We start from the raw sequence: 26,931 nt of genomic DNA on the forward strand, positions 1-26,931 counted from the left end.
GTCCGGGCCCGGCCGGGCTCCGTACCCTGGTCGCACGCGGCCCGAGCGGCGCGCCGTGCCGAGCCAGGAGGTCCCGTGACCGAGCAGCCCGACCAGTCCGCGCCGACCGCCCGCAGTCTCGGGCTGGCCGGGGCGGTGAACGCCCGCGACCTGGGCGGCTACCGGACGGTGGACGGCCGGGTGCTGCGCTCCGGCGTCGCGCTGCGCAGCGACGGGCTGCACCGGCTGCGGGCCGCCGACCACGAGGTGCTCGGCGGGTTCGGGGTGCGCCACGTGGTGGACCTGCGCTCGCTGGACGAGGTCCGCGACGCCGGGCCGGACCTGCTGCCGGGCCTGCCGGTGGCCGAGCTGCCGACCGGCGCGCCGGACCTGACGCTGACCGTGCGCGGCGCCGGCCCGGACGGGCCGACCATGCACCACCTGCCGGTCTACGCGGCCGACTTCGACGTGCACGCGGCGCTGCGCGGCGCGCTGGCCGACCCCGATCCCACGACCCAGCGGGCCCTGCTGGGCGACGGCCGGGCGGACCGGATGATGCTCCGGCTCTACCGGTGGTTCGTCACCGGCCCGGCGGCCCGGGAGCGGTTCGCCGCGGTGCTGCGGCTGCTGGCCGAGCCGCAGGCCCCGCCGGTGCTCTTCCACTGCACGGCCGGCAAGGACCGCACCGGCTGGACGGCCGCGCTGCTGCTGACCGCGCTCGGGGTGGACCGGGAGACGGTGGTCGAGGACTACCTGGTGACCAACCTGCGCTCCGCGGCGGCGGTGGAGCGGGTGCTGGCGGCCTTCCGGGCGCGGGGGATGGCCGAGCCGGAGCTGCTGCGGCCGCTGTTCACCGCCGACCGCCGCTACCTGGAGGCCGCCTTCGAGGAGCTGGACGCCGGCTGGGCCGACTTCCCGCAGTTCTGGCGGTCCGGCCTGGGCCTGGACGGGGCCATGCTGGCCGGACTGCGCGAGAACCTGCTGGAGGAGCCGCTCTGAGGCCGCGTCAGGCCTCGGCGGTCAGCCCCTCGCGCAGCTGGGTGAGGGTCTTGGTGAGCAGCCGGGAGACGTGCATCTGGGAGATGCCGATCTCCTCGCCGATCTGCGACTGGGTCAGGTTGCCGAAGAACCGGAGCATGATGATCCGCCGCTCCCGGGCCGGCAGCTTGGCCAGCAGCGGCTTGAGCGACTCGCGGTACTCGACGCCCTCCAGCGCCAGGTCCTCGTAGCCGAGCCGGTCGGCCAGCGGGCCGTCGCCGTCCTCCTCGCCCGGGCCGGAGTCCAGGGAGCTGGCGGTGTAGGCGTTGCCGACGGCCAGGCCCTCGACCACGTCCTCCTCGCTGACCCCGAGGCTGACGGCCAGTTCGGCGACGGTGGGGGAGCGGTCCAGCCGCTGGGAGAGCTCGTCGCCGGCCTTGGTCAGGGCCAGCCGCAGCTCCTGCAGCCGCCGCGGCACCCGGACCGACCAGCTGGTGTCCCGGAAGAACCGCTTGATCTCGCCGACCACGGTGGGCATCGCGAAGGTCGGGAACTCCACCCCGCGGTCCGGGTCGAACCGGTCGATCGCCTTGATCAGGCCGATCGTGCCGACCTGGACGATGTCCTCCATCGGCTCGTTGCGGCTGCGGAACCGGGCGGCCGCGTAGCGCACCAGCGGCAGGTTCAGCTCGATCAGGGTGTCCCGGACGTAGCCGTGCTCGGTGCTGCCGGGGGCCGTGCCGGCCAGTCGGCGGAAGAGCGAGCGGGAGAGCGTGCGGGTGTCCAGGGCCGGCGGTGCCGCCGCCGCGGGGCCCGGCTCCGGAGCGTGCTCGGCGACCGCCGTGCCGGCCTGGGCCGTGCCTTGGCTCGCGCCGTGGATCTCTGTGCCGTCCGGCTCTGCGGACATGCACCCACCCCCTCGTGACAGGTCGAACGGGAGCTCACCGGCCGCGGTGGCTCCCCGGTCCGCGCCGAGTTGATCGACGCCCCCCAACCGCTTGCATACCGGAACAACGCCGACGGCAAACCCGAACGTCGCCAGATGTCACTCGCCGGTAACGCGCAGCAACCCTGACCTGGGCTCACTCCTCCCAGGAGTTACCGGTCCTGAGCCTGGTCAGGATCCTGGAGAGCAGGCGGGAGACGTGCATCTGCGACATACCGAGCTCGTTGGAGATCTGCGACTGCGTCAGGTTGGCGAAGAACCGCAGCATCACGATCCGGCGCTCCCGCTCCGGCAGCTGCACCAGCAGGTGGCGCACCATGTCCCGGTGCTCCACGTCGGTGAGCGCGGAGTCCTCGTAGCCGAGCCGGTCGAGCAGGGCCAGGCCGCCCTCGTGCTCCTGGGCTGCCTCCAGCGAGGCGGCGTTGTAGGCCCGGCCGGCGTCCAGGCAGGCCCGCACGTCCTCCTCCGGGATCCGCAGGCAGGCGGCGATCTCCGGCACCTTGGGGGTGCGGCCCTGGGTGACCGTCAGTTCCTCCATCGCGCCGCTGACCTGGACCCAGAGCTCCTGGAGCCGGCGCGGCACGTGCATGGTGCGCACGTTGTCCCGGAAGTAACGTTTGATCTCCCCCAGGATGGTCGGCAGCGCGTAGGTGGGGAACTGCACGCCGCGGCTCGGGTCGAACCGGTCGATCGCGTTGATCAGGCCGATGGTGCCGACCTGGACCACGTCCTCCATCGGCTCGTTGCGGCTGCGGAACCGGGTCGCGGCGTACCGCACCAGCGGGATGTTGACCTCGATCAGCGCGGCCCGGACCTGCTCGCGCTCGGGCGCCTCGGCGGGCAGCTCGGCCAGCCGTTCGAACAGCACCCTGGTCAGGGTGCGGACGTCGATCGGCCCGCCGGTCCCGGCCGGCTCCGCGGTGGTCCCGCTGGCCGTCCCGCTGTCCGTGCCGCTGTCCGTGCCGGTGTCCGGCTGGCTCTCCTGGATCGGCACGGTCCGTCACCCCCTCCTCGTTCACCGCCTCGTCCTGCCCGGCAAAATCGGTCATAGCATCACAAGCCGGGCGTGGTCCGTTCAAGTACCGGACTCAGGCGTGTTGACGGACCGTCGGCCGTCCGGGGAGCACGGCAGTGCGGCCCGCCGCTCCGCAGGCCGGCCGCACGGGGGCCTGGTGGGAGCGGCGGGCCGCCGGGTCGTGCGGGCACGACCGGTGGGTCGGGGCCGGATCAGACCTCGAAGTCCGCGACCACCAGGGTGGCGATCTCCAGCATCCGCTGGGCGGCGGCCACGTGCGCCGGATGGGTGGCGTAGGCCTTCAGCGCGTCCTCGTCGGCGACCAGGCTGTTGATCGCGTAGTCGTAGGCGACGTCGCGCGGGCTGAAGTTCCAGCCGGTCTGCCACTCCAGCAGGACCGGGATCTCCTTGTCGAGGCCGACGAAGCCCTCGGCGGCGGCCAGCGCGCGCGGGTCGTCCTTGGCGATGCCCTCGTGCAGCTTGAACAGGACCAGGTGGCGGATCACGGGGTGCTCCTAGGAGAGGGTGCGGGACCGGGTCAGGACCGGGTCACGGTACTCGACCCGGGCCGCAGCGCCCTGCGGCGTACCACTACTTGATCAGGCCGGTCATGAACGCGCCGATCGACTTGGCGGCCTCGGAGATCCCCTCGAAACCCGACTGGACCAGTTCGGCCGCGCGTGCGGGCGAGTGGATGATCGTGTAGCCCACGAAGATCACCAGCACGTACATGCCGACCTTCTTTGCCTGCGCCATCTGAACCGCCCACCTCCGCCGTCTGCCCGGCCCCGCGCCCGGCGAACGCCCTTCGTTCGCTCGGCGACCGCTGGGCGCAGCTTATCCACCGTTCGGCTCAATGCGATGAGCAACGCGTTCACTCCGCGGGACGAAGGTCCCGGCGGGCGGGGCCCTTGTACGGATGCCCCGGCCCGGGCGCTTCGGCAGGATGGTTGTTGTACCGAGGGTCTGGCAGGAATCCTCCGGTACGTGGGTCCGGAGGTCCCCGCTGTGGGACCGGGCGCTGCGGCTTCCCCCGACGCGGCGCCGGTTGTGGGACCTCCGCCGGGGGAGGCCTTCGTCCCCCCGGAAGGCCTCCCCCCTTCCCCGTTCTAACGCTGGGTGAAGCGCACCTCGGCCTCCGGGGCCAGCCCCAGCTCCTCACCGGTCACCGGCTCCCCGGTGCTGATCAGGATGTTGTAGTGGTTCGGGAAGTGGCAGGCGTCGAAGCCGAGCACGGTGCCGACCGGCCGCCCGCCGATCCAGACCGTGTCGCCCCGGTCGATCACGCCGGCCCGGGAGATCTCGGTGAAGCCCAGGAAGCCGACCCGGTCCACCCGGGTGCCCGGGGCGCCGTCCGCCACGTCGGTGGTGACCAGCTCGTGCAGCTCGCCCGCCCGCACGCACCGGCTGGCGTACGGCTCCACCGTCATCCCCCGGTCCTCCCGGCGGTGCACCAGCACCTTGACCAGCTCGCCGGCCACCGCGCGCTTGGCGCCGTCCTCCTGACTGCCGGCGAGCTGACGGCCCGTCGGTGCGGTGCCAGCCAGCGGGCGGGGGATCATCGGGCCTCCTGGGGGACGCGGATCGCGGTGTGGGTCGCGGTGGTGGCGGCCAGCCGGTAGGCGGCGTGCACCAGTTGCAGGGCGTGCGCGCCGCCGTCGCGGTGGCGGGCCGGGTCGTCCAGCGCGGCGCCGAAGGCTGCCAGGATCCCCCGGTACTCGTGCCAGAGCGACTCCTTGAAGGCCGGGTGACCGGCCAGCAGGTCGGCCTGCCGGACGGTGCCGTCGGCCAGCGTCAGCCGGACGTCCTTGCGCTCGCCCGGGTACGACCAGTCGAGCTCCACCCGGGCCCGCACCGGCCGGGCGCCGTCGGCGACCAGGTCGATCACCGCCTCCCGGTCCAGCCCGGTGGCGTCCCGGTCCACCTCGGCCCGGGTCACCGTCAACGGTGCCTCGCCCAGGCAGCGGCGGACCAGGTCGAAGGCGTTCGGCCCGTTGTCGGCCACGCAGCCGCCGCCGCAGCGGGCCGGGTCCAGGTACCAGCGGTCCCGGCCGACGTGCTCCTCGATCTGCTCGAAGTAGCGCACCCGCACGTGCTTGACGGGCTGGTCCAGGCCGGCCAGCAGCTCCAGCAGCGGGGCGTTGTAGCGGCGGTGGAAGGCGGTGAAGAGCAGCGTGCCGCGCTCGGCCGCCAGCCGTTCCAGCTCCCGGGCGTCGACCGGGTCGGTGGCCAGCGGCTTCTCCACGCAGACCGGCACGCCCGCCGCCAGCAGGTCGCGGCAGACCGGGGCGTGCGCGTCGTTGGGGACCGTCACCACCGCGCCGTCCAGCGCCGGTCCGTCGGCCAGCAAGGTCCGGTGGTCGCGGAAGACCGCCCGGCCGGCCGCCCGGTGCTCGGTCAGCGCGAAGTCGTCCAGGTCGCAGACGGCGGCCAGTTCGAAGCGCGGGTCGGCCTCGATCGCGGCCAGGTAGAACCGGGAGATGACGCCCAGTCCGATCACGGCGATCCGACGCGGCGTCATGCCCGCACCTGCGCAGCCGCGGTGGCGCCGATCGGGCGCGGCGGGGTCAGGCCGCAGTCCGCGGCCAGCTCGGTCAGCTCCTGGAACCGGGCCGGCGACAGGTGCACCCCGCCGATCAGCTGACGCTGCGCCAATTGGCCCTCCGGGTGGCCCGGGTAGCCGACCGGGTGCGCCGGGTCGATCGGCGGGCAGCCGAGCAGGGTGGTGAACAGCCCGGCCGCCTGCTCGGCGAAGTCCGCGCCGTCGCGCAGCGTGCCCGGGGCGATCGCCAGCGCCAGGTAGCCGATGTCGTCGTCCCGGCCGCTCGGACGGCCGTCGCCGTCGAGCGCGGCCGGCTCCGGGCCCAGGCCCGCGCCGGCCAGCAGCGCGCCCAGCACCTCCACCACCAGGCCCAGCCCGTAGCCCTTGAACGCGCCGGTCGCCGGGTCGCCGCCGAGCCAGAGCAGGTGCGCCTCGCCCCGGTCGAAGGCGGCCGGGTCGGTCACCGGCGCGCCCTGCTGGTCGGCCAGCCAGCCCGCCGGGACCGGCTGCCCGGCCCGGGCGGCGGCCCGCACCCGGCCGGTCGGCACCGCCGTGGTGCTCATGTCCAGCACGAACGGGTGCAACCGCCCGCCGGCCGGGGCGGCCACGCTCAGCGGGTTGGTGCCGAGCATGGTGACCCGCCCGCCCGGCGGCCGGGCGATCCGCTGCCGCCCGCAGTTGGCCGCCAGCAGCCCGATGGCGCCGCGCCGGGCCGCCCGCAGGGTGTGGAACCCGGCGCAGCCCAGGTGGGTCGCGCCGCGCACCGAGACCAGGCCCACGCCGTACTGCTCGGCCCGTTCGACGGCCAGGTCCATCGCGGCCGGCGCCGACCAGAGGCCGAGCGCCCGGTGGTCGTCCAGCAGCACGGCGGCGCCCCGGTCGGCCAGCACCTCGGGCTCGGCGGCCGGGTCGGCCCGGCCCTCGTCGAGCAGCGGCAGGTAGAGCCGGGTGAGGTTGACCAGGCCGTGCGAGGTCAGCCCGGTCAGGTCGCCGTAGCAGAGCGCCTCGGCGGCGGTCCGGGCCCGGGCGGCGGGCAGCCCGCGGCTGCCGAACACCTCGGCGGTGAAGCGCAGCAGCTCCGGGTAGCGGACGGCCACGCCGGGGCGCGGGCCGGGCGGGGCGGTGCCGAGCCGGGCGCCGTCGCCCTCGGCGGGGTGGGCGTCGAGCGTGGGGGTCGTCAGCGACATGCGGCGCGGGCCTCCTGAGCGGATTGGGGGTGCGGGACGGCGGTGGGGCGGTCGGTGGGCGGGCCGGTGTGCGGTCCGGCGTCGAAGGCCGCCAGCAGGTCGCGGACCGAGCGGGCGAAGCCGGCCAGTTCGGTGGTCCGGACGAACTCGCCCTCCGCGTGGGCGTGGTTGCCGGCCAGGGTGCCCGGGCCGAGCACCACGGTGCCGGTGCCCGGGTGGCCGGCCAGCCAGATCGCGTCGCAGGTGAAGCCGGGTTCGCCGGCCGGCCACTCGGCGATCCCGGCCCGGGCCAGCAGCGCGGGCAGCCAGCGCTCGCCGGTCGGCCGCTCCAGCGCGGGCAGGCCGCGCTTGAGCCAGTCAAGGCGGGTGATCCGGGCCGCGTCCACGGCGGTGCGGGCCAGCAGCGGGTTGGCGGCGAACCGGTCGGCGAAGGCCCGCAGCCCGTCCGCCAGCGCCTCGGTGACGGCGTGTTCGAGCCGGGCGGCGGTGGCCCGGTCCGGGTAGGCCAGGTTGAGCAGCAGCTCGCCGCGGCCGTACACCCGGTTGTGCAGGTGGCCGGTGTGCAGGCCGGCGATGCAGAGCCGGCCGTCGCCCGGGGTGATCGCGCCGGCCAGGTGCTGGGCCAGGAAGCCGAGCAGCACGGTGGCGTTGTGGCCGGCGGCGGGCTGGTCGTCCACCGCGTCCTGGCCGTCGGTGGTGATCCGGGCGGTCATCGCGGCCGTGCAGTGGGTCAGCGCGAGGTTGCCGGTGGGTTCGCAGAAGACGTTGAGCCGGCCGTAGTGGCCGGCCGCGACCAGCGGGCGGGTGCCGATGGTGCCGAGCGCGCCGCCCTCCTCGCCGGCCACCGCCTGGACCAGCACGGCCAGCCGGTCGGCCAGTCCGGGGCGCTCGGCCAGCGCCGCCCGGATCCCGGCCAGCAGGGCGACCGCCGGGCCCTTGGCGTCCACCGCGCCGCGGCCGTGGAAGGTGCCGGTGGCCGGGTCGTGCCGGACCGGCTCCAGGCCGGCCACGGTGTCCAGGTGCACGTTGAACATCACGGTGCGCTCGCGCGGGGTGCCCGGGCGGCCGAGCCGCAGCAGCAGCGAGGGCTGCTCGGTGAGGAAGCCGGGGTCGGCGGCGGCGCCGCGCACCGGCAGCGGCACGTCCGGCAGTTCGGCCCAGGCGCGGTCCGGGGCGGCGTGCCGGGCGACCGTGAAGCCGAGCGGGGCGGCGGCCGCCGCGTACACCCGCTGGGCCTCCCAGAGGCGCGGGGTGCCGCCCTCCAGCGGGCCGGCGGTGGGCAGCGCGAGCAGTTCCAGCAGCAGGTGGCCGTCCGCGGTGGTGAGGGGCTCGGTGCCGGTCGGGTCGGTGGCGCTCAGCACGGCGCCGTCCACTCCAGGCCGGCCGGGCCGCCGCGCCACCGCCCGCCGGCCTCGGTGGCGACCGACTCGGCGAGTTCGCGCAGCGCCCGGCCGCAGCGCTCGAAGGCGGCCCGGCAGCGGGCCGGTTGGTCCCGGAAGCCCTCGTGCGGGCGGACCGCGAGGTGCGGCTCGATCGACCAGTGGCCCTGGTAGCCGACCTCCAGCAGCAGCCGCAGGCAGTCGGCCACCTCGGCGGCGCCCTCGCCCGGGGCGCGGTACTCGACCGCCTCGGGGGTGCCGGCGGCGTCCTTCACCTGCACGTGCCGCACGTACGGGGCCAGGGTGCGCAGCACCTCCAGCGCCCGGTAGTCGTGGGCGATCCCGTTGCCGGTGTCGAAGAGCAGGCCGAAGGCCTCGGTGCCGGCCGCGTCCAGCAGCCGCAGCGCCCGGGACGGGTCGCGGCCGGCCCAGCCGGAGCAGTTCTCGTGCAGCAGCACCACGCCGTGCTGTTCGGCGGCGCGGGCCAGCACCCTCACCCGGCGCAGCACTTCGCGCTCCCAGTCGACCTCGGCCAGACCGTCGTTGGGGTAGGACATGATCCGCAGGTAGCGGGTGCCGAGGGCGCCGCAGCGGTCGGCGAGGACGGCCAGTTCGGCGAGTTCCTGGTCCAGGTCGCAGCTGACCGGGCGGGACCAGCCGCCGATCCGGGAGGCGATCACCGGTACCCGCAGGCCGGCCTCGGCGATCCGGGCGGCCGCCCGGGCGAACGCGGGGCCGCTCAGCAGGTCCAGCGGCTGGCCGTCGATGGTGCGCAACTCAACGGCTTGCCAACCGAGTTCGCGGGCCGCGGCGAGCTGACCGGCGAGCTCCGGGGCGGCCTCGTCGGTGATCCCGCAGTAGCCGATCGCCTGGACCGCGGGGCGGCCCGCCGGTGGCGAGCTGCCGGTGGTCAGGTCGGGGGACAGGTCGGGGGACAGCTCAGTGGACATGGGTCAACTCCCGTTCGCTCTCGGCGGGTCCGGCGATCAGGTCCGCGCCGCTGAGCCGCTTGGCGTCGCTCAGCAGCCGGACCGCCCTCACGTGTGCGTCGAACTCGACCCGCGGCGGCACCGGGCCGGCCAGGAACCGGGTGTAGGCGCGCCGCAGGTAGCTGCTCAGCGCGTCGTCCGGGAAGACCTCGTGGGAGTTCACCCGCCGTCCGGTGAGCCGGAGTTGGGCGTACTCGTCGTCGGCGCTGCCGGGGTAGTGGCCGACCGCGGTGGCCCGGTCGAAGCGCAGCGTGATCCGCCGCTCGCGCACCGGCGAGGTCAGGTCGGAGACGATCTCGGTGCGCACGCCCCGGTGGTGGGCCAGCACCAGCCGGGCGCTGCCGAGGGCGGGGCGGACCTGGCCGGCCACCCGCAGGTCGCGCCAGTCGGCCTGGGCCACCTCGCCGTCGCCGGCCAGCAGCAGGGCCACGCCGAGGGCGTGCGGCATCTCGATGTCGAAGGCGGTGGGGTGGCCGTGGTTGGCCAGCGAGCGGCGGAACCGCGGCTTGTGCTGGCGCACCGTGATCCGGCGCAGTTCGCCGAACTCGCCGTCGCGCACCAGGCGGCCGAGCCGTTCGGTGAGTGAACTGGCCAGCCAGGGCGCCACCACGAGGATGTCGAGCCTTCGGCGGTGCACCAGTTCGGCGAGTGCGGCCAGGTCCGCCGGATCGGTCGCCAACGGCTTCTCGACGATCAGTTTGCGAAACCCCAACCCGGCTGCTTCGCCGATCAGTTGGGCGCGGTCCCGGGGCGGGGTGCAGATGTGCAGCACGGTCCGCTCCGGGTCGAGCAGTCGGCGGGCGGCGGCCAGTGAGGGCAGTCGCCGCAGCTCGGGCGCATCCGGTAAGGCGGTCGGGTCCGGGTCCACGGCCAGCAGCGGGGCATCCGCGAACAGCCGCCCGGGTTCGCGCCGCAGCCGCAGCAGCACCGGCAGGTGCAGACCGGCACCCGCCCGTCCGAGGCCGACGATCAGGGTGCGGAACATCGCGCGGTGCCACCTCCGGAACGGGAGCGGGGCCGAGGACGAACGGCCGGGGAGCTGTCGGCGCCAGCGTGCCGATCATGCTGACGCGAAGTCAATTCGCTTTGGGCTGTTAGGTTCACTAAAGAGTGGTTTACCGGTAATGAGCACTCTTTTGACGGTATGGCGATGGTCAGTTGACGTAGCCTCGGTGCCCACCGGACCCCGGCGGGGGACCGGATCCCGCAGAGAGGCGGACCGTTGCCGCAGCCACCCACCGCGCCCGCCGTCGGCGCCGTTCCCCGGCAGGCGGGCGCCCACCCGCCGGTGCCGTTCTTCACCCAGGCCCGCCTCTTCGAGGAGTTGTGGCCGCAGATCGAGCGCCGGGCCGTCGAGGTGCTGGACGACGGCAAGTTCTCGCACGGCCGGCAAGTGGCCGAACTGGAGCGCGCGCTGGCCGAGTACACCGGGGCCCGGCACGTGATCGGCGTGAACAGCGGCACCGACGCGCTGGTGCTGCTGCTGCGCGCGGCCGGACTGCGCCCCGGCGACGAGGTGGTGGTGCCGGCGTTCAGCTTCGCCGCCTCCGCCACCTCGGTGGTGCTGGCCGGCGGGCGACCGGTCTTCGCCGACATCGACCCCGAGGACTACGGGTTGGACCCCGCCGCCGCGCAGCGGGTGCTCACCGAGCGGACCAGGTTCGTCATGCCGGTCCACCTCTTCCACCGCACCGCCGACTTGGCCGGGATCGGCGCGCTGGCCGAGCGGCACGGGCTGACCGTGGTGGAGGACAGCGCGGAGGCGATCGGCATGCGGGTCGGCGGCCGGCACGCCGGGCTGTTCGGCGCCGGCGGGGTGCTCTCGTTCTTCCCGACCAAGACGCTCGGCGCGATCGGCGACGCCGGCGCGGTGCTCACGGACGACGACGCGATCGCCGAGCAGGTGGACGCGCTGCGCCACCACGGCCGGCTCGGCCGCACCATCGGCGACTTCCGCACCATCAACACGACCACCTCGCTGCCCGGTTACAACAGCAAGATGGACGACCTGCAGGCGGCCGTGCTGCTGGCCAAACTGACCCGGCTGGACGCCGACATCGCCCGTCGGGCCGAGCTCGCTGCGGCCTACGACGAGCGGTTGGCCGACGTCCCCGGGGTGCTGCGCCGGCCGCCGGTCGGCGGGATCGAGGGCCAGGTCTTCTACGTCTACCTGATCGAGACCGAGCGGCGCGACGAACTGGCCGCGCACCTGGCCGGGCACGGCGTGGAGACCGAGGTGTACTACCCCACGACCCTGCCGCAGCAGCCCTGTTTCGCTGAGCTCGGCCACCGCCCGGGCGAGTTCCCGCAGGCCGAGGCGGCCTGTCGGCGCACCCTGGCGCTGCCGCTCTACCCCGAGCTGACGGAACGTCAGCTCGACGTCGTCTGCGACCTGATCCGCGCGTTCCACCGGGAGGGCCCGTGACCACCGCCCAGAGCACGAGCATCCCGTTCTTCCCCCCGGACCTCTTCGAGGGCGACCGGGCCGAACTGCTGCGGCTGCTCCGGGAGATCGGCACCGGGCCGAGCCAGCGCTTCATCCTCGGCGAGCAGACCGCGCTGCTGGAGCGGGAGTTGGCCGAGCAGCTGGGCGCGGCCGACGTGGTGGCCTGCGCCAGCGGCACCGGTGCGCTCACCCTGGTGCTGGCCGCCCTGGAGGTCGGGCCGGGGGACGAGGTGGTGGTGCCGGCCTTCGGCTGCGCGCCGCTGGCCTCCAGCGTGCTCGCGCTCGGCGCCCGGCCGGTCTTCGCCGACATCGACCCGTGGACCATGGTGGCCGACCCCGCCGACGCCGAGCGGCGGATCACCGGGCGGACCAAGGCGCTGATGCCGGCCCACATGTTCTCGGTGCTGGCCGACCTGCCGGCCTTCGCCGCGCTGGCCGAGCTGTACGGGTTGCGGCTGGTGGAGGACTCGGCGGTGGCCCAGGGCGGTGTGCTGGCTGGCCGGCCGGCCGGGCTCTGGGGCGAGGCCGGGGTCTACTCCTTCGTGCAGGTGAAGAGTTTCGGCATGCCGGGGGAGGGCGGGGTGGTGGTCACCCGGGACGCGGAGATCGGCCGCACCGTGCGGATGCTGCGCAACCACGGGCAGGACGGCCGGACCCGGTTCCGGCACCACCGGATCGGCTGGAACAGCCGGTTCGACGAGCTGCAGGCCGCCTTCCAGCGCCACCGGCTGCCCGGGCTGCCGGCCCGGCTGGCCAGGCGGGCCGAGATCGCCTCCTACTACACCGGGCGGTTCGAGCCGCTGTCCGGGCGGGGGGTCGTGCCGCCGCCGGCCGGCACCGACGGGCGCTGCTACTACGTCTACACGCTGCTGGTCGAGCGGCGGGCCGAGCTGGCCGCGCACCTGGCGGCGCACGGGGTCGACTCGCACGCCTACTACCCGCAGGCGCTTCCCCGGCAGCCCGCCTTCGCGCCGTTCGTCCGGGCGGGTGACGCCTGGCCGGCCGCCGACCGTGCGGCCGAACGTGCGTTGTCGATCCCGGTGTACCCGCACCTGACGGACGTCCAGGTCGAGCGGATCGCCGACCTTGTGTGCGAGTTTGCCGCCGTTTGAACAGAGTTGATGGATAGTCACTTTTCCGAGGCCCCGGAACGAGCCGTCACGGCGGTTCGCTCCGGGGCCTCCGCACGGGTGAAGAAACCGCCCCGTCCGGGTGAAGCCGGTGACCGGCCGATCGGGGGTTTCCCGAGGCATCCCGTGACCAAGATCCCTTGGCGCGCAAGGGCCCGGGGCGTTCGCGCCCGATCGACCCGCCCGCGACACGGAGAGTGACGAGCTGGCGGTGCACTGTGATCAACTAGCGCCGAGCTCGGGCAATCGGCCCGAAATGTCCTAGGAGGACCCATGCAACGAGTCACGATCAAGCGCTCCGTCGGCTTCGCGGTCGCCGGTCTGGTCGTGGGCACGGTCGGCGCGCTGAGCGTGCCGGCTCTCGCTGACAACGCCCCCGCGGCGCACCGGGTCGCCCCGGTGCAGGCCCTGACCCTGGACTTCTCGGGCACCAACGACGAGGCCTCGACCCCGCAGGCGGTCGGCACCACCTTCGGTGGCCGCGGCATCGTCAAGGACACCACGGGCGCGAAGATCGGCGAGGTCTACGACATCTGCGCCAAGGGCGCGATCAACGCCAACGCCGACACCGTGTTCTGCACCGGCACCATCCGGATCACCGGCCAGGGTGAGATCTCCTTCAGTGCCGTGCTGCCGATCAGCGACAACGCGTCCGCGCCGGACGAGCACGGCTTCACCGGTGTGGTCAACGGTGGCACCCGCGCCTACGAGGGCATCACCGGCGAGGCGCAGTTCCAGCCGCGGGCGCAGGCCGTCTACGACCTCAACTTCGCCTGAGCACATTGCAGTTCCGGGAGCCGCCGAGTCCTTCGGCGGCTCCCGCCGCTTGTCCGCAGCCGTTCGCAAGGAAACCGATGCCGACCACCACCACCGAGAGCCGGTACGTCTTCGGCGCTCTCGGCGACCGGGTGCGCGAGCAGGCCGCCAGCCGCTCCGCCGCCTACGACCCCTTCACCACCGAGCGGTTGACCGCCACCGGCCTGACCGACGGCTGGCACTGCCTCGAAGTCGGCGCCGGCGAGGGCGAGATCGCCCACTGGCTGGCGCAGCGCTGCGCCCCCGGCGGCTCGGTGCTCGCCACCGACCTCTGCCCGGAGCGGATCCCGCCCGCGCCCGGCCTGCGGACCGAGCGCCACGACCTCACCCGGGACCCGCTGCCCGAGGCCGGGTTCGACCTGGTGCACGCCCGCCTGGTGCTCCAGTTGCTGGCCGACCGGACCACCCTGCTGGCCCGGCTGCGGACCGCGCTGCGCCCCGGCGGCTGGATCCAGATCGACGAGTTCGACGTCTCCTACGGCCCGGTGCTGACCGCCCCCTCCCCGGCCGCCGCCGAACTGTACGAGACCTTCCTGGCCGCCAAGAACCGCGCGGTCGCCGCCAACGGCGGCGATCCCCGGTGGGGCCGCCGGGTGGCCGCCGACCTGCTCGCGGCCGGCTTCACCGAGGTGGACCCGCAGCCCCGGGTGGCGCTCTGGCGGGCCGGCCACCCCGGCCTCGAACTGCTGGTCAGCCACACCCGCACGCTGCGCGAGCGGCTGGTGGCCGAGGGCATGACGGACCGTCAGCTCGACGAGGTGTGCCGGGTGATGCGGCACCCGGAGTTCTCCGCCGCCTCCTGCGTCATGTACTCGGTGCACGGCCGCCGGCCGGCCTGACCCTCTGAGAGAAAGCCCAACTCCTGTGGATCACACAGCCGTTCTCGGCCGCACCGGCCGGTACGCCCCGAGCTGGCGGGTCTACGCCCGGCTGGCCAAGCTGGACATCTACGACTACTACCTGGCGACCCCGCTGCTGCTCGCCATGCTGCTGCCCGGCGGTCGACTGACCACCGACGGCTGGGCGGTGATCGGGCTCTTCCTGGTCGGCGGGATCGCCATGTTCGCCGGGCTCTGCTCCTTCGACGACGTCACCGGCTACCGGGACGGCAGCGACGCGGCCAACTACGGCCCCGACGCGCCCGCCCGCCGGCTCGCCCGCAAGCCGCTGATCGCCGGGGCGCTCAGCGAGCCGCAGGCGGTGCGGTTCGCCTGGTGCGCGATCGCCGCCCAGTTCGCCTGCTGGGGGCTGGCGCTGCTGGTCGCGCCGCACCGGCCGTGGTGGGCGGTGGCGGCCACCCTGCTCTGCCTGTTCGCCGGCTTCCAGTACTCCTGGTGGCTGCGGCTCAGCTACCGGGGCTGGCAGGAGTTCCTGCTCGCCGCCTACGGCTGGGTCTTCGTGCTCGCGCCGTACGGCCTGGTCACCGGGCAGGCGCAGGGCTTCGCCATGGTGCTCGGGCTGGTCTTCGGCCTCGGCCCGCTGCTCTTCGGCGTCTACTCCAACGTCAACGACATCGCCGGCGACCGGGCAGTGGGCCGGCGCACCGTCGCCGTGCTCGCCTCGCCGGCCGGCAACGCCGGGTTCGTCGGCGCGCTCTGCCTGGTGGAGGCCGCGCTGCTGGTGCTGCCGGCCGAATTCGGCGCCGCGCCCTGGTGGTTCGCCGCCCTCGCGGTGCCGGTGATCGCGCTGCGCGCCGGGCAGTTCACCCTCGGCCTGGTGGCCGGCTCCCGGGAGATCCTGCGGGCCCGCCGGCTCGGCATCCACACCCACCGGGTCTGCACCCTGCTGCTGGTCACCGCCTGCCTGCTCAACGGCGGTGCGGCGTGAGGCTGTTGCGACCCCGCCCGTTGGACCTCGGCCCGTTCTTCGAGACCCTGGCGGAACGGGACTCGCCCACCGTGGTCCGGCTCAGCCGCCCGCTCGACCTGGCGCCGGAGTCCGGCCGGGAGTGGACCGTGCCCCAACTGGCCGAGCTGGTGCGGGAGACCGCCGCCGCGCTGGCCGCCGCCAAGGTCCGGCCCGGCGACCACGTGGCGATCCACAAGCGCAACCACTGGGACTACGCGCTGCTGGCCGCCTCCGTCGCCCGGCTCGGCGCGGTGCCCGCCCTGCTCTCCAGCCAACTGCCGCCGGAGGCACTGGCGGTGCTGCTCGCCCGGCTGAAGCCCAAGCTGCTGCTCTCCGACCGCTACACGCTGGCGCTCGGCGTCGGCCGCCCCAAGCAGCGCACCGTCTGCCTGGACGGCCCCGCGCCCGGCGCCACCGACCTGGCCACGCTGCGCGGCGGCCGGATCCCGCCGGTGCACCCGCGCCGGGACGACGACCCGCTGGTGGTGATCCACACCTCCGGCACCACCGGCGTGCCCAAGCTGGTGCTGCACTCCACCACCAGCCTGGTCCGCCGGATCACCGGCTTCGAGGCGCACCGCTGGCCGGTCACCTCGGTGCGGCCGGAGGACACCGCGGCCAGCGCGGTCTCCTTCGCGCACGGCCGCGGCGTCTCCTGGACCCTCTCGGCGCTCTGGGGCCGCCCGCGCACCGCACTGCTGCTCGCCGACCCCGAGCCCGAGCTCGCCCTCCCGCTGCTGCGCGAACACCCGCCCACCGTGCTGGAGGCGCTGCCCGCGACCTACCAGCAGTGGCAGCCGCAGGCCGGCGGCGGCGCCTTCCTGCGGATGCGCCTGTTCATCAGCACCTTCGACGCGGTGCACCCGCCCACCGTGCGGGAGTTCCTGGCGGCCAGCGGACGGCGGCACCCGGTCTGGATGCAGGGCTGGGGGCAGAGCGAGACCGGCCCGCTGACCTTCCGGTTCTTCACCCGCCGCTCGCTGGCCCGGCGCGAGCAGCGCCACCCCACCACCCGGGACCTCGGCCGCCCGGTGCCCGGCTGGATCGCGCTGCGGGTGGTCGACCCGGCCACCGGCCGGCCGGTCGCCCGCGGCGTCACCGGCGTGCTGCAGGCCAGGGTGCCCGGGCTCTGCCAGGGCTACCCGGGCGAGCCCGACCGGTGGACCACCAAGCTGGACGGCCCCTGGTTCAACACCGGCGACCTCGGCAGCCGCAGCCGCACCGGCCGGGTCCGGCTGCTCGACCGCGAGGTCGACATGATGCCGGACGCCAGCTGCGTCGAACTGGAGGACGTGCTGCACGAGCGGCTGCCCGAGGTGGAGGAGGCGGTGGTGCTCTGGGCCGGGGCCGGCCGGCCGCCACTGCCCGTGCTGGTCACCCGGGACGAGCGGCTCGACCCCGGGCGCTGGCGGCACGCCGTGCGCGACCTGCCGCCGCTGGCCGAGCCGGTGCTGCTCGGCTGGGAGGCACTGCCCCGCACCGGCACCGGCAAGGTCCGTCGCCACCTGCTCCGCGACCGCTACCTGGCCGGTGCGGGGGCGTACGGCAGCGGCCGGTGGACCTGACCCCCTCTCACCTGACGGCCCCCTCCTCACCTGACGGGACTTCGGATGAACACCCCTGACCTCGACGTCGCCGTGATCGGCGCCGGGCTGGCCGGCCTGGCCACCGCCCACCGGCTCGGCCGGGCCGGCCGCTCGGTGCGGGTCTTCGAAGCCGCCGGCCGGGTCGGCGGCCGGATGGCCGCGGGCCTGTACGACGGCTGCCGGATCGACGAGGGCGCCGAGACCATCGCCGCCCGCGGCTACCCCGCCACCTGGCGGCTGATCCGGGCCGCCGGGCTCACCCCGGCCGACGTGCTGGCGATCCCGCACTCGCTCGCCCTGTGGCGGGACGGCCGGGCCCACCCGAACCTCGGGCACCCGCGCGGCCTGCTCACCGGCGCCGGGATGTCGCCGCGCGGGCGGCTGGACTGGCTGCGCTTCGGCGCGGCGGCGGGCCGCACCGACTACGGCGACCTGACCGTCCGCCAGTTCGCCGCCCGCTACCACCCCGACCTGCACGACGCGCTGCTCCAACCGCTGGCCGGCTGCTTCTTCGGCTGGGACACGGGACGCTCGGCGATCGCACCGATGGCCGAAGTGCTGGCCGCCACCGGGATCGGATCGCGCTGGCTCACCTACCGGGACGGGATGGACGCACTGGCCCGGGCGCTGGCCAACCGGGTCCAGGTCACCCTGGACTGCCCGCTCGCCGAGGCCGTCGAAGGACCCGACCGGGCGGTGCTGCGGTTCACCGACGGACGGGTGCTGACGGCCCGCCAGGCCGTGCTGGCGCTGCCCGCGCCGCAGATCCGCCGGCTGCGGCCGGACCTGCCGGAGGAGGAACGGCCCTACCTGGCGGCGGCGACCTACACGCCGATGCTCAAGGTCGCCTGCCTGTTGGACCGGCCGCTGCCCTCGCCCGTCGCCGGCTACGGGGTGATCGTGCCGGCCACCGAGAGCCGGCTGGTCTCCGGAGTGATCATCGACCACCTCAAGGCGCCGGGACGGGCCCCCACCGGCCGCGGCCTGGTCTCCCTGCTGGTCGCCCCCGCCGCGCTGCCGGACCTGCTCACCGCGCCCGACGCCGAGGTGGTCACCGCCGCCACCACCGAGGCCGCCCGGTTCCTGCCCGGCCTGCTCGGCTCGCTCCGCTCCGCGTACGTCTTCCGCCACCCGCACGGCCTGCCCGAGGCCACCCCGCAGGCGCTCCGGCTGCGCCCGGCCTTCCTGGCCCGCCCGCTGCGGACGATCGAGTACGCGGGGGACTGGCTGCCGATGCGCCCCAACTCGGAGTCCGCCGCCCACTCGGCCGAGCTCGCGACGGACCGGGTGCTGGCCGCCTACTCCCGCGCCACCACGCCGGCCACCGCCTGCGCCGACCAGTGACCCGCCGCACCGGGCCGGCTCGCCAGGTACTCGGCGATCCGCCCGGTGCCCCACCCGTGCGCCTCCCGCAGCCCCGCCGCCAACTGGCGCAGGTACGCCGCGCTCGGCGGGTGCAGCTCCGCACCGGCCGCGCCCCACGGCGCGGTGAACGTGAGCATCGGCTCCCCGCCCGCCTCCCCGACCAGCAGCAAGGTCTCGTACCGCCCGGGCCCGAGCTCGTCCCGCCCGTCCGCCAGCACCCGCCGCAGGTCCACCTCCCCGCCCACCGCCCGCCCCATCTCCTGCGCCACCACGTCCCCGAACTGACCCGCCGTCACCCGGTAGGCCCGCGCGGGCACCTCCCCGTCCCCCACCTCGTAGAACGCCATCCCGCCGCCCCACACCTTCGACTCCCCCGCGAAGAACACCCGCCCCCGCAACACCACCCCCGCCACCTCCGTCGGCATCCGCCGGTCCCGACACCCCCGCTGCGCTCGCCCCCCACCCACCGGCCGCCCACCCCGCACGTAACACCCGAACCGCCCCACCGCCATGTTCGACCCGTACGCCACGTACCAGACCCACACTCCGCCACCCCTCTCGCCGCCACCCACCCCGTCCGCGGGTACAACGACCGAGGGCACCCACCGGCTTCGGCGGGCGCCCTCATAACGAAGGGCCCCGACCGTTTCCGGTCGGGGCCCTTCGTCGTACTCGCTGGCGGTAGCGGTGGGATTCGAACCCACGGTGGAGTTGCCCCCACACACGCTTTCGAGGCGTGCTCCTTTGGCCGCTCGGACACGCTACCGAGAGGAGACTCTACCGGACGGGTGGGGCCGGGACGAAATCCGTTCCGGGGCGGGTCAGCGGTGGGGGGTGAAGAAGGAGCGGAGGCGGGTGGCGCAGGTGTCGGCGAGGACGCCGGGGATGACTTCGGGGACGTGGTTGAGGCGGGGGTCGCGGAGGGCGTCGAGGAGGGAGCCGTCGGCGCCGGTCTTGGGTTCGAGGGCGCCGTAGACGACCCGGTCGAGGCGGGCGAGGACGATGGCGCCGGCGCACATGGTGCAGGGTTCCAGGGTGACCACCAGGGTGCAGCCGGTGAGGCGCCACTCGCCGACGGCGGTGGCGGCTTGGCGGATGGCGACCACCTCGGCGTGGGCGGTGGGGTCGCCGACGGCCTCGCGCTGGTTGTGGCCGCGGCCGATGACGGTGCCGTCGGGGGCGAGCACCACGGCGCCGACCGGGATGTCGCCGGTGGCGGTGGCCAGCTCGGCCTGCGCCAGTGCCAGGCGCATGGCGGGCTCCCAGCGGTCGCGGACCGGGTCGGACCGGACCGGGGCCGGCAGCGGAGCGAGGTCGAGGTGGGGCTGCATCCCTCCAGTGTCGGGCACCCGCAGTCCCACCCCGCCGGCCGGGCTCAGCGCACCGCCTCCAGCACCTCGCCGCAGCCCAGGGCCTCGGCGAGTTCGGAGAGCGCGTCGCCCGGTTCGGCGTCCTCGCCGCTGAGTTCCAGGAGCGCGCTGGCGGCCACGCCGAACTCGGCGAGCAGTTCGCTGTCGCCGAGCGGGCCGACCGGGACTCCGCCGGGGCCACTGGGCGGTGCCTCGTCCTCGTCGTCCTCGTCGGCGGAGAGTTCGGCCTCCTCGCTGTCCTCCAGCTCGGTCACCAGGCTGTCCAGGTCGTCGAACTCGCTGTCGCCGGCGCGTCCGACGAGCTCCTCGGTGAGCACCACGTCGCCGTAGGAGCTGCGGGCCGCCGCGGCGGCGTCCGAGACGAAGATCCGCGGGTCCTCCTCGCCGTCCACCCGGACGACGGCGAACCAAGAGTCCTCCTGCTCGATGAAGACAAGTACCGTGTCGTCGTCCTGTGCCGCCTCGCGCGCCAGGTCGGCAAGGTCGGCAAGGGTCTCGACGTTGTCCAGTTCGGTCTCGCTCACATCCCACCCGTCCTCGGTGCGAGCAAGCACTGCAGCGAAGTACGCCACCAGGGACACTCCCAAATGGTCTCGGCCGTTGGCGGTCGCGGGCGAACGCGGTCTGGCCGCCCCCGCACCAGAGGCGGTCCGCTGTTCGGACCGTCCCATCGGAATCGTGACAGATAGCCAGGCCTTGCGGGGAGTGTTCGGCAGCGCGTCTTCGCAGGTCGTGTCGGATTCGGCCCGCGGGTGCGCCACCGGTGGCTCGGATTCGCCGGTTCCGGTCCGCGGAACGCGTCAGATCCGGAAGGTCCGCATGCGGAGTGCTTCGCGCATCCGGCGTTCCTTGGTGCGTCGCGGCTGTACCCGGGCGCGCAGTTCGCGGGCCTCGGCGAGCTCGCGCAGGAAGACGGCGCGGCGTCGGCGGCGCTGGGCCTCGGTCTCCGGCGGGTCGGCCGGCCTGGCGGTCGCGGTCGGCTCGGCGGGTTGCTCGGGCTTCCCCTCCGGCATCCTCTTCATACTCTCCGACTTTCCCAGAAGTCCTGATTCGATACCACAGCATCTCCACCGGACGGCCGACCACGCGGTGGTCGTCCCAGCACGTGGACCGCGGTTAAGGTCCCTGTATGCGGATCCACGTCGTCGACCACCCCCTGGTGGCCCACAAGCTCTCCACGCTGCGCGATGAGCGCACCGACTCCCCGACCTTCCGTCGCCTCACCGACGAGCTGGTCACGCTGCTGGCGTACGAGGCCACCCGGGACGTGCGGACCGACGAGGTCGAGATCACCACCCCGGTCGCGGTGACCACCGGCACCCGGCTCAGCTACCCGCGCCCGCTGGTGGTGCCGATCCTGCGGGCCGGCCTGGGCATGCTGGACGGCATGACCCGGCTGCTGCCCACCGCCGAGGTCGGCTTCCTCGGCATGGTGCGCAACGAGGAGACCCTGGAGGCCTCCACCTACGCGACCCGGATGCCTGACGACCTGTCCGGCCGCCAGGTCTACGTGCTGGACCCGATGCTGGCCACCGGCGGCACCCTGGTCGCCGCGATCAAGCTGCTGATCGAGCGCGGCGCAACCGACGTGACCGCCGTCGTGCTGCTTGCCGCGCCGGAGGGCGTGGCGGTGATGGAGAAGGAGCTGGCCGGGCTGCCGGTCACCGTGGTGACCGCCGCGCTGGACCAGCGGCTGAACGAGCACGGCTACATCGTGCCGGGCCTGGGCGACGCGGGCGACCGGCTGTACGGCACCGCGGGCTGATCCCCGCCCGAGCAGTGCACAGGCCGCCGCCCACCGATCAGGTGGGCGGCGGCCTGACGTTCGATCAGGGCGGATCAGCAGCTGCCGGGGGCGGCGCTGGGGCTCGGGGCCGGCTTGGTGGCCTGGGCCAGGGCGGCGGCGGCCGCGTTCGTGTCGAGCAGCGCGTTGAAGCCGTCGCCGATCACGAAGTCCACGCTGCCGTCGGTGCGGCCGTCGTCCATCGTGGCGGAGCCGGCCACCTGGGCGCCGAGCAGCGCGGCGGCCGCGGCGCCGGACTGGCCGCCGACCACCTCGGCCGAGCCGGGCACCTTCTTCTGCAGCGCCGACGGGGCGTTGCCGACCTTGCCCACGGTGAAGCCGCGCTGCTTCAGTTCGTCGGCGGTGCGGGCGGCCAGGCCGGACTTGTCGGTGGAGTTCAGCACGTTGACGGTGACGGCCTGCGGCGAGGGCACGGCGGTGACCGCGGGGAGCGGGCTGCCCAGCGCGGACGGCGAGGCGGCGGCCGAGCCGGCCGAAGAAGAGGCGCCGGCCGAGGCGGAGGCACCGGCCGAGGGCGAGCCGGAGGCGCCGGGTGCCGGGGCGGCCAGTGGCTTGCCGCTCGTGCCGGCGGCCGGGTGCGCGCTGGCGCAGGCCTGGGCGCTGCCGTGCTTGGCCTTGCCGGTGAAGATGTTCACCAGCTGCACCCCGCCGAGCGCGATCAGGGCGAGGGCGAGGACCGAGCCGATCACCGCGAACACCCGGCGCCCGCGGCGTGGCGGGGGGCCGAGCCGCGGGTAGCTGGTGCCGGTGATCCGCATCTGCTTCCCCTTCAGTCCCTGGGGAGTCAACATGCTCACAGTCTGTCTCCCCTGGTCGAAGGGCAGCCTGGCCGGTGGGTGACGGGCGCGTCGGGTGCGGTCGATCGCGGGGGGACGGCGATGGGTCCGCAGCGCGGGGCGACCGTGGTCAGCAGCCTAGTCCGGATCCAGGGATGAAGGTAATAAATGATCATCATTTGGGGCACCCGAGCACTCGAAAGGGTGTACTGACGATCATTCGGCCGCCTCACCGGAGCGGGTGGGTGACGGCCGTGCCAGGGGCCCGCCGGGGTGCGGCGGGTCGGGGAGGGAGTGCTGAGCTCCCGTCAGTCCAGTTCCAGGACGCGCGCGTGCAGCACCTGACGCTGCTGCAGTGCGGCCCGGACGGCGCGGTGCAGCCCGTCCTCCAGGTAGAGGTCGCCGTGCCACTTGACCACGTGGGCGAAGAGGTCCCCGTAGAAGGTCGAGTCCTCGGCCAGCAGGGTCTCAAGGTCCAACTGGCCCTTGGTGGTCACCAACTGGTCGAGCCGCACCGGGCGCGGGGCGACGTCCGCCCACTGTCGAGTGCTCGTCCGGCCGTGATCCGGGTACGGCCGCCCGTTGCCGATGCGCTTGAAGATCACACGGAAAGCCTACCCGTACCGGCACGGGTGGCGCAGCAAACGCGCGGTCCCGGACGTGGTCCGGACCTCTCGGCGCGCCGATCCGACACCGGGTCAGCCCCGCAGTGCCGCGCCGATCCGGTCCAGCGAGGACAGCCGCATCAGTCCGTAGTTGTAGAACTCGACCTCGGGGACGCCCAGCTCGCGCAGCACGGCGATCTTGGCGGCCAGGTTGGCCGGCCCGTCGCAGTCCTCGGCCATCGGGCGCAGGATCACCGCGAGGTCGGCGGCCGCGACACCGTGCAGCGCGAAGGCCGCCACCTTCTCGCGGACCGCCGCGGGCTCGCGGGCGTAGCCGAGGGTCTCGACCGCGACCCCGGCCCGGGCCAGCGCGGGCAGGTCGATGCCGGCCAGCCAACCGCGGCCCGGGCCGTCGCCGTCCAGGAAGCTCAGCCGCATGCCGTGCTCGCGGGCCCGGTCGGACAGTTCGGCGGCCAGCGAGGTGACGGGCCGGGCGGAGGCGTCCACATAGGCGGCCAGCGCACCGTCGCCGAGGGCGTCGAGCTCGGCCGGCGCCGCGGCGGCGGCCTCGTCGGCGAGTCGGCGGCGGACATCCGCGGCGGCGGCGCGGCGGGCCCGCTCGGCGTCCACCCCGGCGGACCCGGCGGCGGCCAGGCAGTGCGGGCAGAAGCAGATCCCCAGCAGGGCCTCGGCGGCGGCGCCGAGCCGCTCGAAGTAGCGCTCGTGGTGGTAGCCGTGCCGCAGGCCGTGGAAGTGCAGCGATTCGGCGCGGATCGCGTCCACGCCGTACCGGGCCAGCTCGTCGACCAGGCCGCGGGCGTACTCGCGGACCTCGGGGTTGGCCGGGCAGAGCTCGGTCAGCAGGCGGTCGCCGAAGGCGTTGGCCGGGGCGCAGTCGGGGTGCTGGAAGCCGAGCCGGTCGTTGTGGCAGAACACGGTCCAGGCGTGCAGCTTCAGCCCGCGCCGGGTGGTCTCGGCGGCGGCCTCGGCGAACGGGTCGCGGTCGCCGATCGCCGCGGCGGCGACCGGGGCGAGCCGGCGGCCGGCCCAGCGCGCCGGGTCGGGGCGGAAGTAGGCCGCGCCCGGCTCCAGGTAGCGCACGACCCGGGTGGGGTGGTGCGGGAAGACGTCGCGCGCCGCGTGGTAGACCGAGGCCAGGGTGACGCCGCCGACCCCGGCCCGGTCGGTGAGCCGGCCGAAGAAGGTGTCCGCACCCTCGTCGATGAGGTCGGTGGCGAAGGCGAGGACGGACGACTGCACGGTGCGCTCCGGGGGCTTGGGGCTGATCGGCCCACGCTAGTCGGCACCCCGGGGATGGTCTAGACCTGGAAGGGCTGGGCCGACCGGGCGACCAGGGCCTGTCGTGCCCGGGGAGCCGGGCGCGGCGACCTGACGATGAACATATGAGAGTCCGTCAGATCATCACCACGGCCAGGGCCCCGCTCGCGGTGGCCGCGGTCCTGCTGGCCGCCGGAGCCGGCCTCCCGGCCACCGCCGCGGCCGATCCTCCCCCAGCCTCCGGCTGGAGGGACCCCCATGACCCGGACCGAACGGTCGTCAGCGACCCGGCGCAGTACGTCAACCCGTTCGTCGGGACCAAACCCGGCGACACCGACTTCGGCAACGGCGGCGGCGGGGGCAACACCTTCCCCGGCGCGACCTCGCCGCTCGGCATGGTGCAGTGGAGCCCGGACACCGTCACCTACCAGCACGGCGGCTACTACTACGACGACCAGCGGATCCGCGGCTTCAGCCTGACCCACCTCTCCGGGGCGGGCTGCGGGGACTACGGCAACATCCCGTTCCTGCCGTTCCTCGGCGACACCCCGGTCGGCCACGAGGCCTTCTCGCACGCGCACGAGAGCGCCGAGCCGGACGCCTACGGCGTCACCTTCGACAACGGGCTGCGCACCGAGCTGACCACCACCCAGCGCTCCGGCGCGGCCCGGATCAGCTACCCGGCCGGCCAGGCCGCCTCGCTCACGGTGGACGCCGGGCGGGCCTTCAACAAGGCCGGCGGGCACGTCGAGATCGGCACCGACACGATCTCCGGGTACAGCGACGGCGGCGGGTTCTGCGGCTCCGGCAACCGCTACCGGGTCTACTTCACCGCCCGGTTCGACCACCCGTTCACGCGCTCCGGCGTGGTCCGGGACGGCGGCCTCGACACCACCCGGCGCTCCGCGACCGGCGGGAGCGACGGGATCGCCCCGCAGCCCGCCCGGACCGCGGAGGCGCAGTCCCGACTGCAGCACGGCCCGGCCCGGCCGGACCGGCCGGTGCACCCCGACGCGCCCGACGAGGGCTCCGGGGCCCGGGCGATGGTCTCCTTCGCGCCCGGCTCGACGGTCACCGTGCGGGTCGGCCTCTCCTTCACCAGCGCGGCCGGTGCGGCCGCCAACCTGGACGCCGAGCAGGGCGGCGCGGCCTTCGACCGGATCCGCGAGGCGGGCCGGGCGGCCTGGAACGGGATGCTCGGCCGGATCGCGGTGGGCGGCGGCACCGAGCAGCAGCGTCGGACCTTCTACAGCGCGCTCTACCACTCGCTGCTGCACCCCAGCGTGCTCAGCGACGTGGACGGCCGGTACCCGGGGATGGACGGGAAGGTGCACCGTACCGAGGACGGCAGAGTCCAGTACGCCGACTTCTCCGGCTGGGACGTCTACCGCTCGCAGATCCAGCTGCTCGCCCTGGTGGCACCCGACGAGGCGTCGGACATCGCCCAGTCGGTGGTCAACCAGGGTGCCCAGGGCGGCTACTTCGACCGCTGGACGCTGGCCAACGGCGGCACCGGTGTGATGATCGGCGACCCGCTGCCGACCATCGCCTCGGAGATCCACGCCTTCGGCGGCACCCGCTTCGACGCCGAGGCGCTGCTGCGCCAGTCGCTCACCGGCCGCCACAACGACCTGGAGCGGCCCGGCCACCCCGCCTACGACAGCAAGGGCTACCTGCCGGTCGGCACCAACGGCGAATGGGGGCCGGCCTCCGGCACGCTGGAGTACGGCAGCGCCGACTTCGCGCTCTCGCAGCTGGCCGACCGGCTCGGCGACCGGACCGACCACGACGCGCTGCTGCGGGCCTCGGCGAACTGGCGCAACCTCTTCAACCCGGCCAACGGCTACGTGCAGCCGCGGCGCGCCGACGGCAGCTGGCCCAAGTTCGACCCGTCCTCCGGCGACCAGTACGCCGAGGGCGACGGCGCCCAGTACACCTGGATGGTCCCGTACAACCAGCGCGGCCTCTTCGACGCGATGGGCGGCAACGCACAGGTCGTCGACCGGCTCGACTTCTTCTTCCAGAAGCTCAACGCCGGCCCCACCGCCCCGCACGCCTACCTCGGTAACGAGCCCAGCCTCAACACCCCCTGGGCCTACGACTACGCGGGCCGCCCCGACCGCACCGCCGACGTGGTCCGACGCGCCGTCACCACGGTCTTCTCCGACACGCCGCAGGGCGAGGTGGGCAACGACGACCTCGGCGAGATGAGCTCCTGGGCGGTCTGGGGCTCGCTCGGCCTCTACCCGCTGGTCCCCGGCCGGGCCGACCTGGTCCTGGCCAGCCCGCTCTTCCCGCACACCACCATCACCCGGGGCAACGGCGTGCGGATCGACCTGGTCGCCCCGCAGGCCTCGGCCGACGCGCGCTACGTGCACGGCCTGACCGTCAACGGCGTGCCGAGCAACCGCCCGTGGGTGGACCGCTCGCTGGTGAACCACGGCGGTCGACTCCGCTTCCGGCTGGCCGACACTGCCGACCCGTCCTGGGGCCGCGACGCCGCCGACGCCCCGCCGTCCTACGACGTCGGCCCCGACCACCCGGTCGCCGGCACCGTCACCGAACCGGGCGGCCACTGCCTGACCGCGGCCCCCGCCGTGCGGCTCGCGGACTGCGGCAGCGGCGCGGACCAACACTGGCAGCTGGCCGGCGACGGGACCGTGCGCTCGGTCGGCGGCTGCCTGACCGGCACCGGGACGGCCGGTGAGCTGCGGATGCGCGGCTGCGACGGCACCGGCGAGCAGCAGTGGTGGCCCCGCCGGGACGGCGCGCTGGTCAGCCCGCCGACCGGACGGTGCCTCGCAGCGGGCGCCGACGGCCTGCGGCTGGCCGCCTGTGACGGTTCGTCGGACCAGCGCTGGCAGCTCCCGGACGCGGCGGCCTGGACCTGAG

The 26,931-nt window shown here is 74.6% G+C and carries 27 protein-coding genes and 1 tRNA gene; 10 read left to right on the top strand and 18 right to left on the bottom strand.

The window, feature by feature from the left end; all coding sequences use genetic code 11:
* The first annotated feature begins 75 nt into the window (after positions 1 to 75).
* The gene (locus tag FHX73_RS14135) at positions 76 to 978 is read left to right on the top strand and encodes a tyrosine-protein phosphatase (RefSeq protein WP_145905347.1); all 903 of its coding nucleotides are present in this window, start codon (positions 76 to 78) and stop codon (positions 976 to 978) included.
* 7 nt (positions 979 to 985) lie between these two features.
* On the opposite strand, the gene FHX73_RS14140 is transcribed toward FHX73_RS14135, so the two are convergent.
* The 10 genes from FHX73_RS14140 to FHX73_RS14180 all read right to left on the bottom strand — a co-directional run bounded on the left by FHX73_RS14140 (position 986) and on the right by FHX73_RS14180 (position 10,000).
* Positions 986 to 1,864: an RNA polymerase sigma factor SigF gene (locus tag FHX73_RS14140; RefSeq protein WP_246213519.1), complete on the bottom strand. Its 879-nt coding sequence runs from the start codon at positions 1,862 to 1,864 to the stop codon at positions 986 to 988.
* Between the two features lie 175 nt (positions 1,865 to 2,039).
* Positions 2,040 to 2,897 carry an RNA polymerase sigma factor SigF gene (locus FHX73_RS14145; RefSeq protein WP_246213520.1) on the bottom strand — a complete coding sequence of 286 codons (858 nt, stop codon included), beginning with the start codon at positions 2,895 to 2,897 and terminating at the stop codon, positions 2,040 to 2,042.
* Between the two features lie 233 nt (positions 2,898 to 3,130).
* Positions 3,131 to 3,424: a Dabb family protein gene (locus FHX73_RS14150; RefSeq protein ID WP_145905348.1), complete on the bottom strand. Its 294-nt coding sequence runs from the start codon at positions 3,422 to 3,424 to the stop codon at positions 3,131 to 3,133.
* Positions 3,425 to 3,509: 85 nt separating this feature from the next.
* Entirely contained in the window at positions 3,510 to 3,674 is a 165-nt protein-coding gene (locus FHX73_RS44655) for a hypothetical protein (protein ID WP_170304915.1), read from the bottom strand.
* Between the two features lie 353 nt (positions 3,675 to 4,027).
* The gene (locus FHX73_RS14155; RefSeq protein ID WP_145905349.1) at positions 4,028 to 4,480 is read right to left on the bottom strand and encodes a DUF6917 domain-containing protein; all 453 of its coding nucleotides are present in this window, start codon (positions 4,478 to 4,480) and stop codon (positions 4,028 to 4,030) included.
* Positions 4,477 to 5,439: a Gfo/Idh/MocA family protein gene (locus FHX73_RS14160; RefSeq protein ID WP_145905350.1), complete on the bottom strand. Its 963-nt coding sequence runs from the start codon at positions 5,437 to 5,439 to the stop codon at positions 4,477 to 4,479. Before FHX73_RS14160 ends, FHX73_RS14155 begins: the two co-directional genes overlap by 4 nt.
* A complete protein-coding gene (locus FHX73_RS14165; protein WP_145905351.1) occupies positions 5,436 to 6,647 on the bottom strand; it encodes an Ldh family oxidoreductase in 1,212 nt (403 codons plus the stop codon). Before FHX73_RS14165 ends, FHX73_RS14160 begins: the two co-directional genes overlap by 4 nt.
* The gene (locus FHX73_RS14170) at positions 6,638 to 8,008 is read right to left on the bottom strand and encodes a M20/M25/M40 family metallo-hydrolase (RefSeq protein WP_246213521.1); all 1,371 of its coding nucleotides are present in this window, start codon (positions 8,006 to 8,008) and stop codon (positions 6,638 to 6,640) included. The genes FHX73_RS14165 and FHX73_RS14170 overlap by 10 nt, the downstream gene beginning before the upstream one ends.
* Entirely contained in the window at positions 8,002 to 8,976 is a 975-nt protein-coding gene (locus FHX73_RS14175; protein ID WP_145905352.1) for a sugar phosphate isomerase/epimerase family protein, read from the bottom strand. Before FHX73_RS14175 ends, FHX73_RS14170 begins: the two co-directional genes overlap by 7 nt.
* Entirely contained in the window at positions 8,966 to 10,000 is a 1,035-nt protein-coding gene (locus FHX73_RS14180) for a Gfo/Idh/MocA family protein (RefSeq protein WP_145905353.1), read from the bottom strand. The genes FHX73_RS14175 and FHX73_RS14180 overlap by 11 nt, the downstream gene beginning before the upstream one ends.
* 237 nt (positions 10,001 to 10,237) lie before the next feature.
* Here FHX73_RS14180 and FHX73_RS14185 point away from each other — a divergent pair, with 237 nt between their 5' ends.
* From FHX73_RS14185 to FHX73_RS14215, 7 genes are all read left to right on the top strand, one after another.
* Positions 10,238 to 11,440 carry a DegT/DnrJ/EryC1/StrS family aminotransferase gene (locus FHX73_RS14185; protein WP_246213522.1) on the top strand — a complete coding sequence of 401 codons (1,203 nt, stop codon included), beginning with the start codon at positions 10,238 to 10,240 and terminating at the stop codon, positions 11,438 to 11,440.
* Positions 11,437 to 12,573, top strand: a complete 1,137-nt coding sequence (locus FHX73_RS14190; RefSeq protein ID WP_145905354.1) for a DegT/DnrJ/EryC1/StrS family aminotransferase — start codon at positions 11,437 to 11,439, stop codon at positions 12,571 to 12,573. The genes FHX73_RS14185 and FHX73_RS14190 overlap by 4 nt, the downstream gene beginning before the upstream one ends.
* Positions 12,574 to 12,864: 291 nt before the next feature.
* A complete protein-coding gene (locus tag FHX73_RS14195; RefSeq protein WP_145905355.1) occupies positions 12,865 to 13,368 on the top strand; it encodes a hypothetical protein in 504 nt (167 codons plus the stop codon).
* A 77-nt stretch (positions 13,369 to 13,445) separates the two neighbouring features.
* On the top strand, positions 13,446 to 14,246 hold the full coding sequence (locus FHX73_RS14200) for a class I SAM-dependent methyltransferase (RefSeq protein ID WP_145905356.1): 801 nt from the start codon (positions 13,446 to 13,448) through the stop codon (positions 14,244 to 14,246).
* Positions 14,247 to 14,271: 25 nt separating this feature from the next.
* Positions 14,272 to 15,234, top strand: a complete 963-nt coding sequence (locus tag FHX73_RS14205; protein WP_246213523.1) for a UbiA family prenyltransferase — start codon at positions 14,272 to 14,274, stop codon at positions 15,232 to 15,234.
* On the top strand, positions 15,231 to 16,820 hold the full coding sequence (locus tag FHX73_RS14210) for a class I adenylate-forming enzyme family protein (protein ID WP_211786194.1): 1,590 nt from the start codon (positions 15,231 to 15,233) through the stop codon (positions 16,818 to 16,820). Before FHX73_RS14205 ends, FHX73_RS14210 begins: the two co-directional genes overlap by 4 nt.
* Before the next feature lie 45 nt (positions 16,821 to 16,865).
* On the top strand, positions 16,866 to 18,185 hold the full coding sequence (locus FHX73_RS14215) for a protoporphyrinogen/coproporphyrinogen oxidase (protein ID WP_145905357.1): 1,320 nt from the start codon (positions 16,866 to 16,868) through the stop codon (positions 18,183 to 18,185).
* Here FHX73_RS14215 and FHX73_RS14220 read toward each other — a convergent pair.
* From FHX73_RS14220 to FHX73_RS14240, 5 genes are all read right to left on the bottom strand, one after another.
* Positions 18,140 to 18,631 carry a histone deacetylase gene (locus tag FHX73_RS14220; RefSeq protein WP_246213524.1) on the bottom strand — a complete coding sequence of 164 codons (492 nt, stop codon included), beginning with the start codon at positions 18,629 to 18,631 and terminating at the stop codon, positions 18,140 to 18,142. The genes FHX73_RS14215 and FHX73_RS14220 overlap by 46 nt on opposite strands.
* Before the next feature lie 251 nt (positions 18,632 to 18,882).
* Positions 18,883 to 18,972 (bottom strand) — tRNA-Ser (locus tag FHX73_RS14225).
* Between the two features lie 55 nt (positions 18,973 to 19,027).
* Positions 19,028 to 19,537, bottom strand: coding sequence for a tRNA adenosine(34) deaminase TadA (gene tadA, locus FHX73_RS14230; protein WP_145905358.1), 510 nt, complete (start codon positions 19,535 to 19,537; stop codon positions 19,028 to 19,030).
* Positions 19,538 to 19,581: 44 nt separating this feature from the next.
* On the bottom strand, positions 19,582 to 20,148 hold the full coding sequence (locus FHX73_RS14235; protein WP_281292679.1) for a tRNA adenosine deaminase-associated protein: 567 nt from the start codon (positions 20,146 to 20,148) through the stop codon (positions 19,582 to 19,584).
* Positions 20,149 to 20,376: 228 nt separating this feature from the next.
* Positions 20,377 to 20,589, bottom strand: coding sequence for a hypothetical protein (locus FHX73_RS14240; RefSeq protein ID WP_145905360.1), 213 nt, complete (start codon positions 20,587 to 20,589; stop codon positions 20,377 to 20,379).
* A gap of 116 nt (positions 20,590 to 20,705) precedes the next feature.
* Here FHX73_RS14240 and upp point away from each other — a divergent pair, with 116 nt between their 5' ends.
* Complete coding sequence (gene upp, locus FHX73_RS14245; RefSeq protein WP_145905361.1) at positions 20,706 to 21,341, top strand: uracil phosphoribosyltransferase; 636 nt, start codon at positions 20,706 to 20,708, stop codon at positions 21,339 to 21,341.
* A gap of 74 nt (positions 21,342 to 21,415) precedes the next feature.
* On the opposite strand, the gene FHX73_RS14250 is transcribed toward upp, so the two are convergent.
* From FHX73_RS14250 to FHX73_RS14260, 3 genes are all read right to left on the bottom strand, one after another.
* Complete coding sequence (locus FHX73_RS14250; RefSeq protein WP_145905362.1) at positions 21,416 to 22,171, bottom strand: LytR C-terminal domain-containing protein; 756 nt, start codon at positions 22,169 to 22,171, stop codon at positions 21,416 to 21,418.
* Positions 22,172 to 22,464: 293 nt separating this feature from the next.
* Positions 22,465 to 22,761: a type II toxin-antitoxin system VapB family antitoxin gene (locus FHX73_RS14255; RefSeq protein ID WP_101380881.1), complete on the bottom strand. Its 297-nt coding sequence runs from the start codon at positions 22,759 to 22,761 to the stop codon at positions 22,465 to 22,467.
* A gap of 93 nt (positions 22,762 to 22,854) precedes the next feature.
* Positions 22,855 to 24,021: a hypothetical protein gene (locus FHX73_RS14260; protein ID WP_145905363.1), complete on the bottom strand. Its 1,167-nt coding sequence runs from the start codon at positions 24,019 to 24,021 to the stop codon at positions 22,855 to 22,857.
* Between the two features lie 143 nt (positions 24,022 to 24,164).
* On the opposite strand from FHX73_RS14260, the gene FHX73_RS46190 reads away from it, so the two are divergent.
* Positions 24,165 to 26,930, top strand: coding sequence for a GH92 family glycosyl hydrolase (locus FHX73_RS46190; RefSeq protein ID WP_170304916.1), 2,766 nt, complete (start codon positions 24,165 to 24,167; stop codon positions 26,928 to 26,930).
* Position 26,931: the final 1 nt, after the last annotated feature.

Source organism: Kitasatospora viridis, from assembly GCF_007829815.1.
GTDB lineage: Bacteria > Actinomycetota > Actinomycetes > Streptomycetales > Streptomycetaceae > Kitasatospora > Kitasatospora viridis.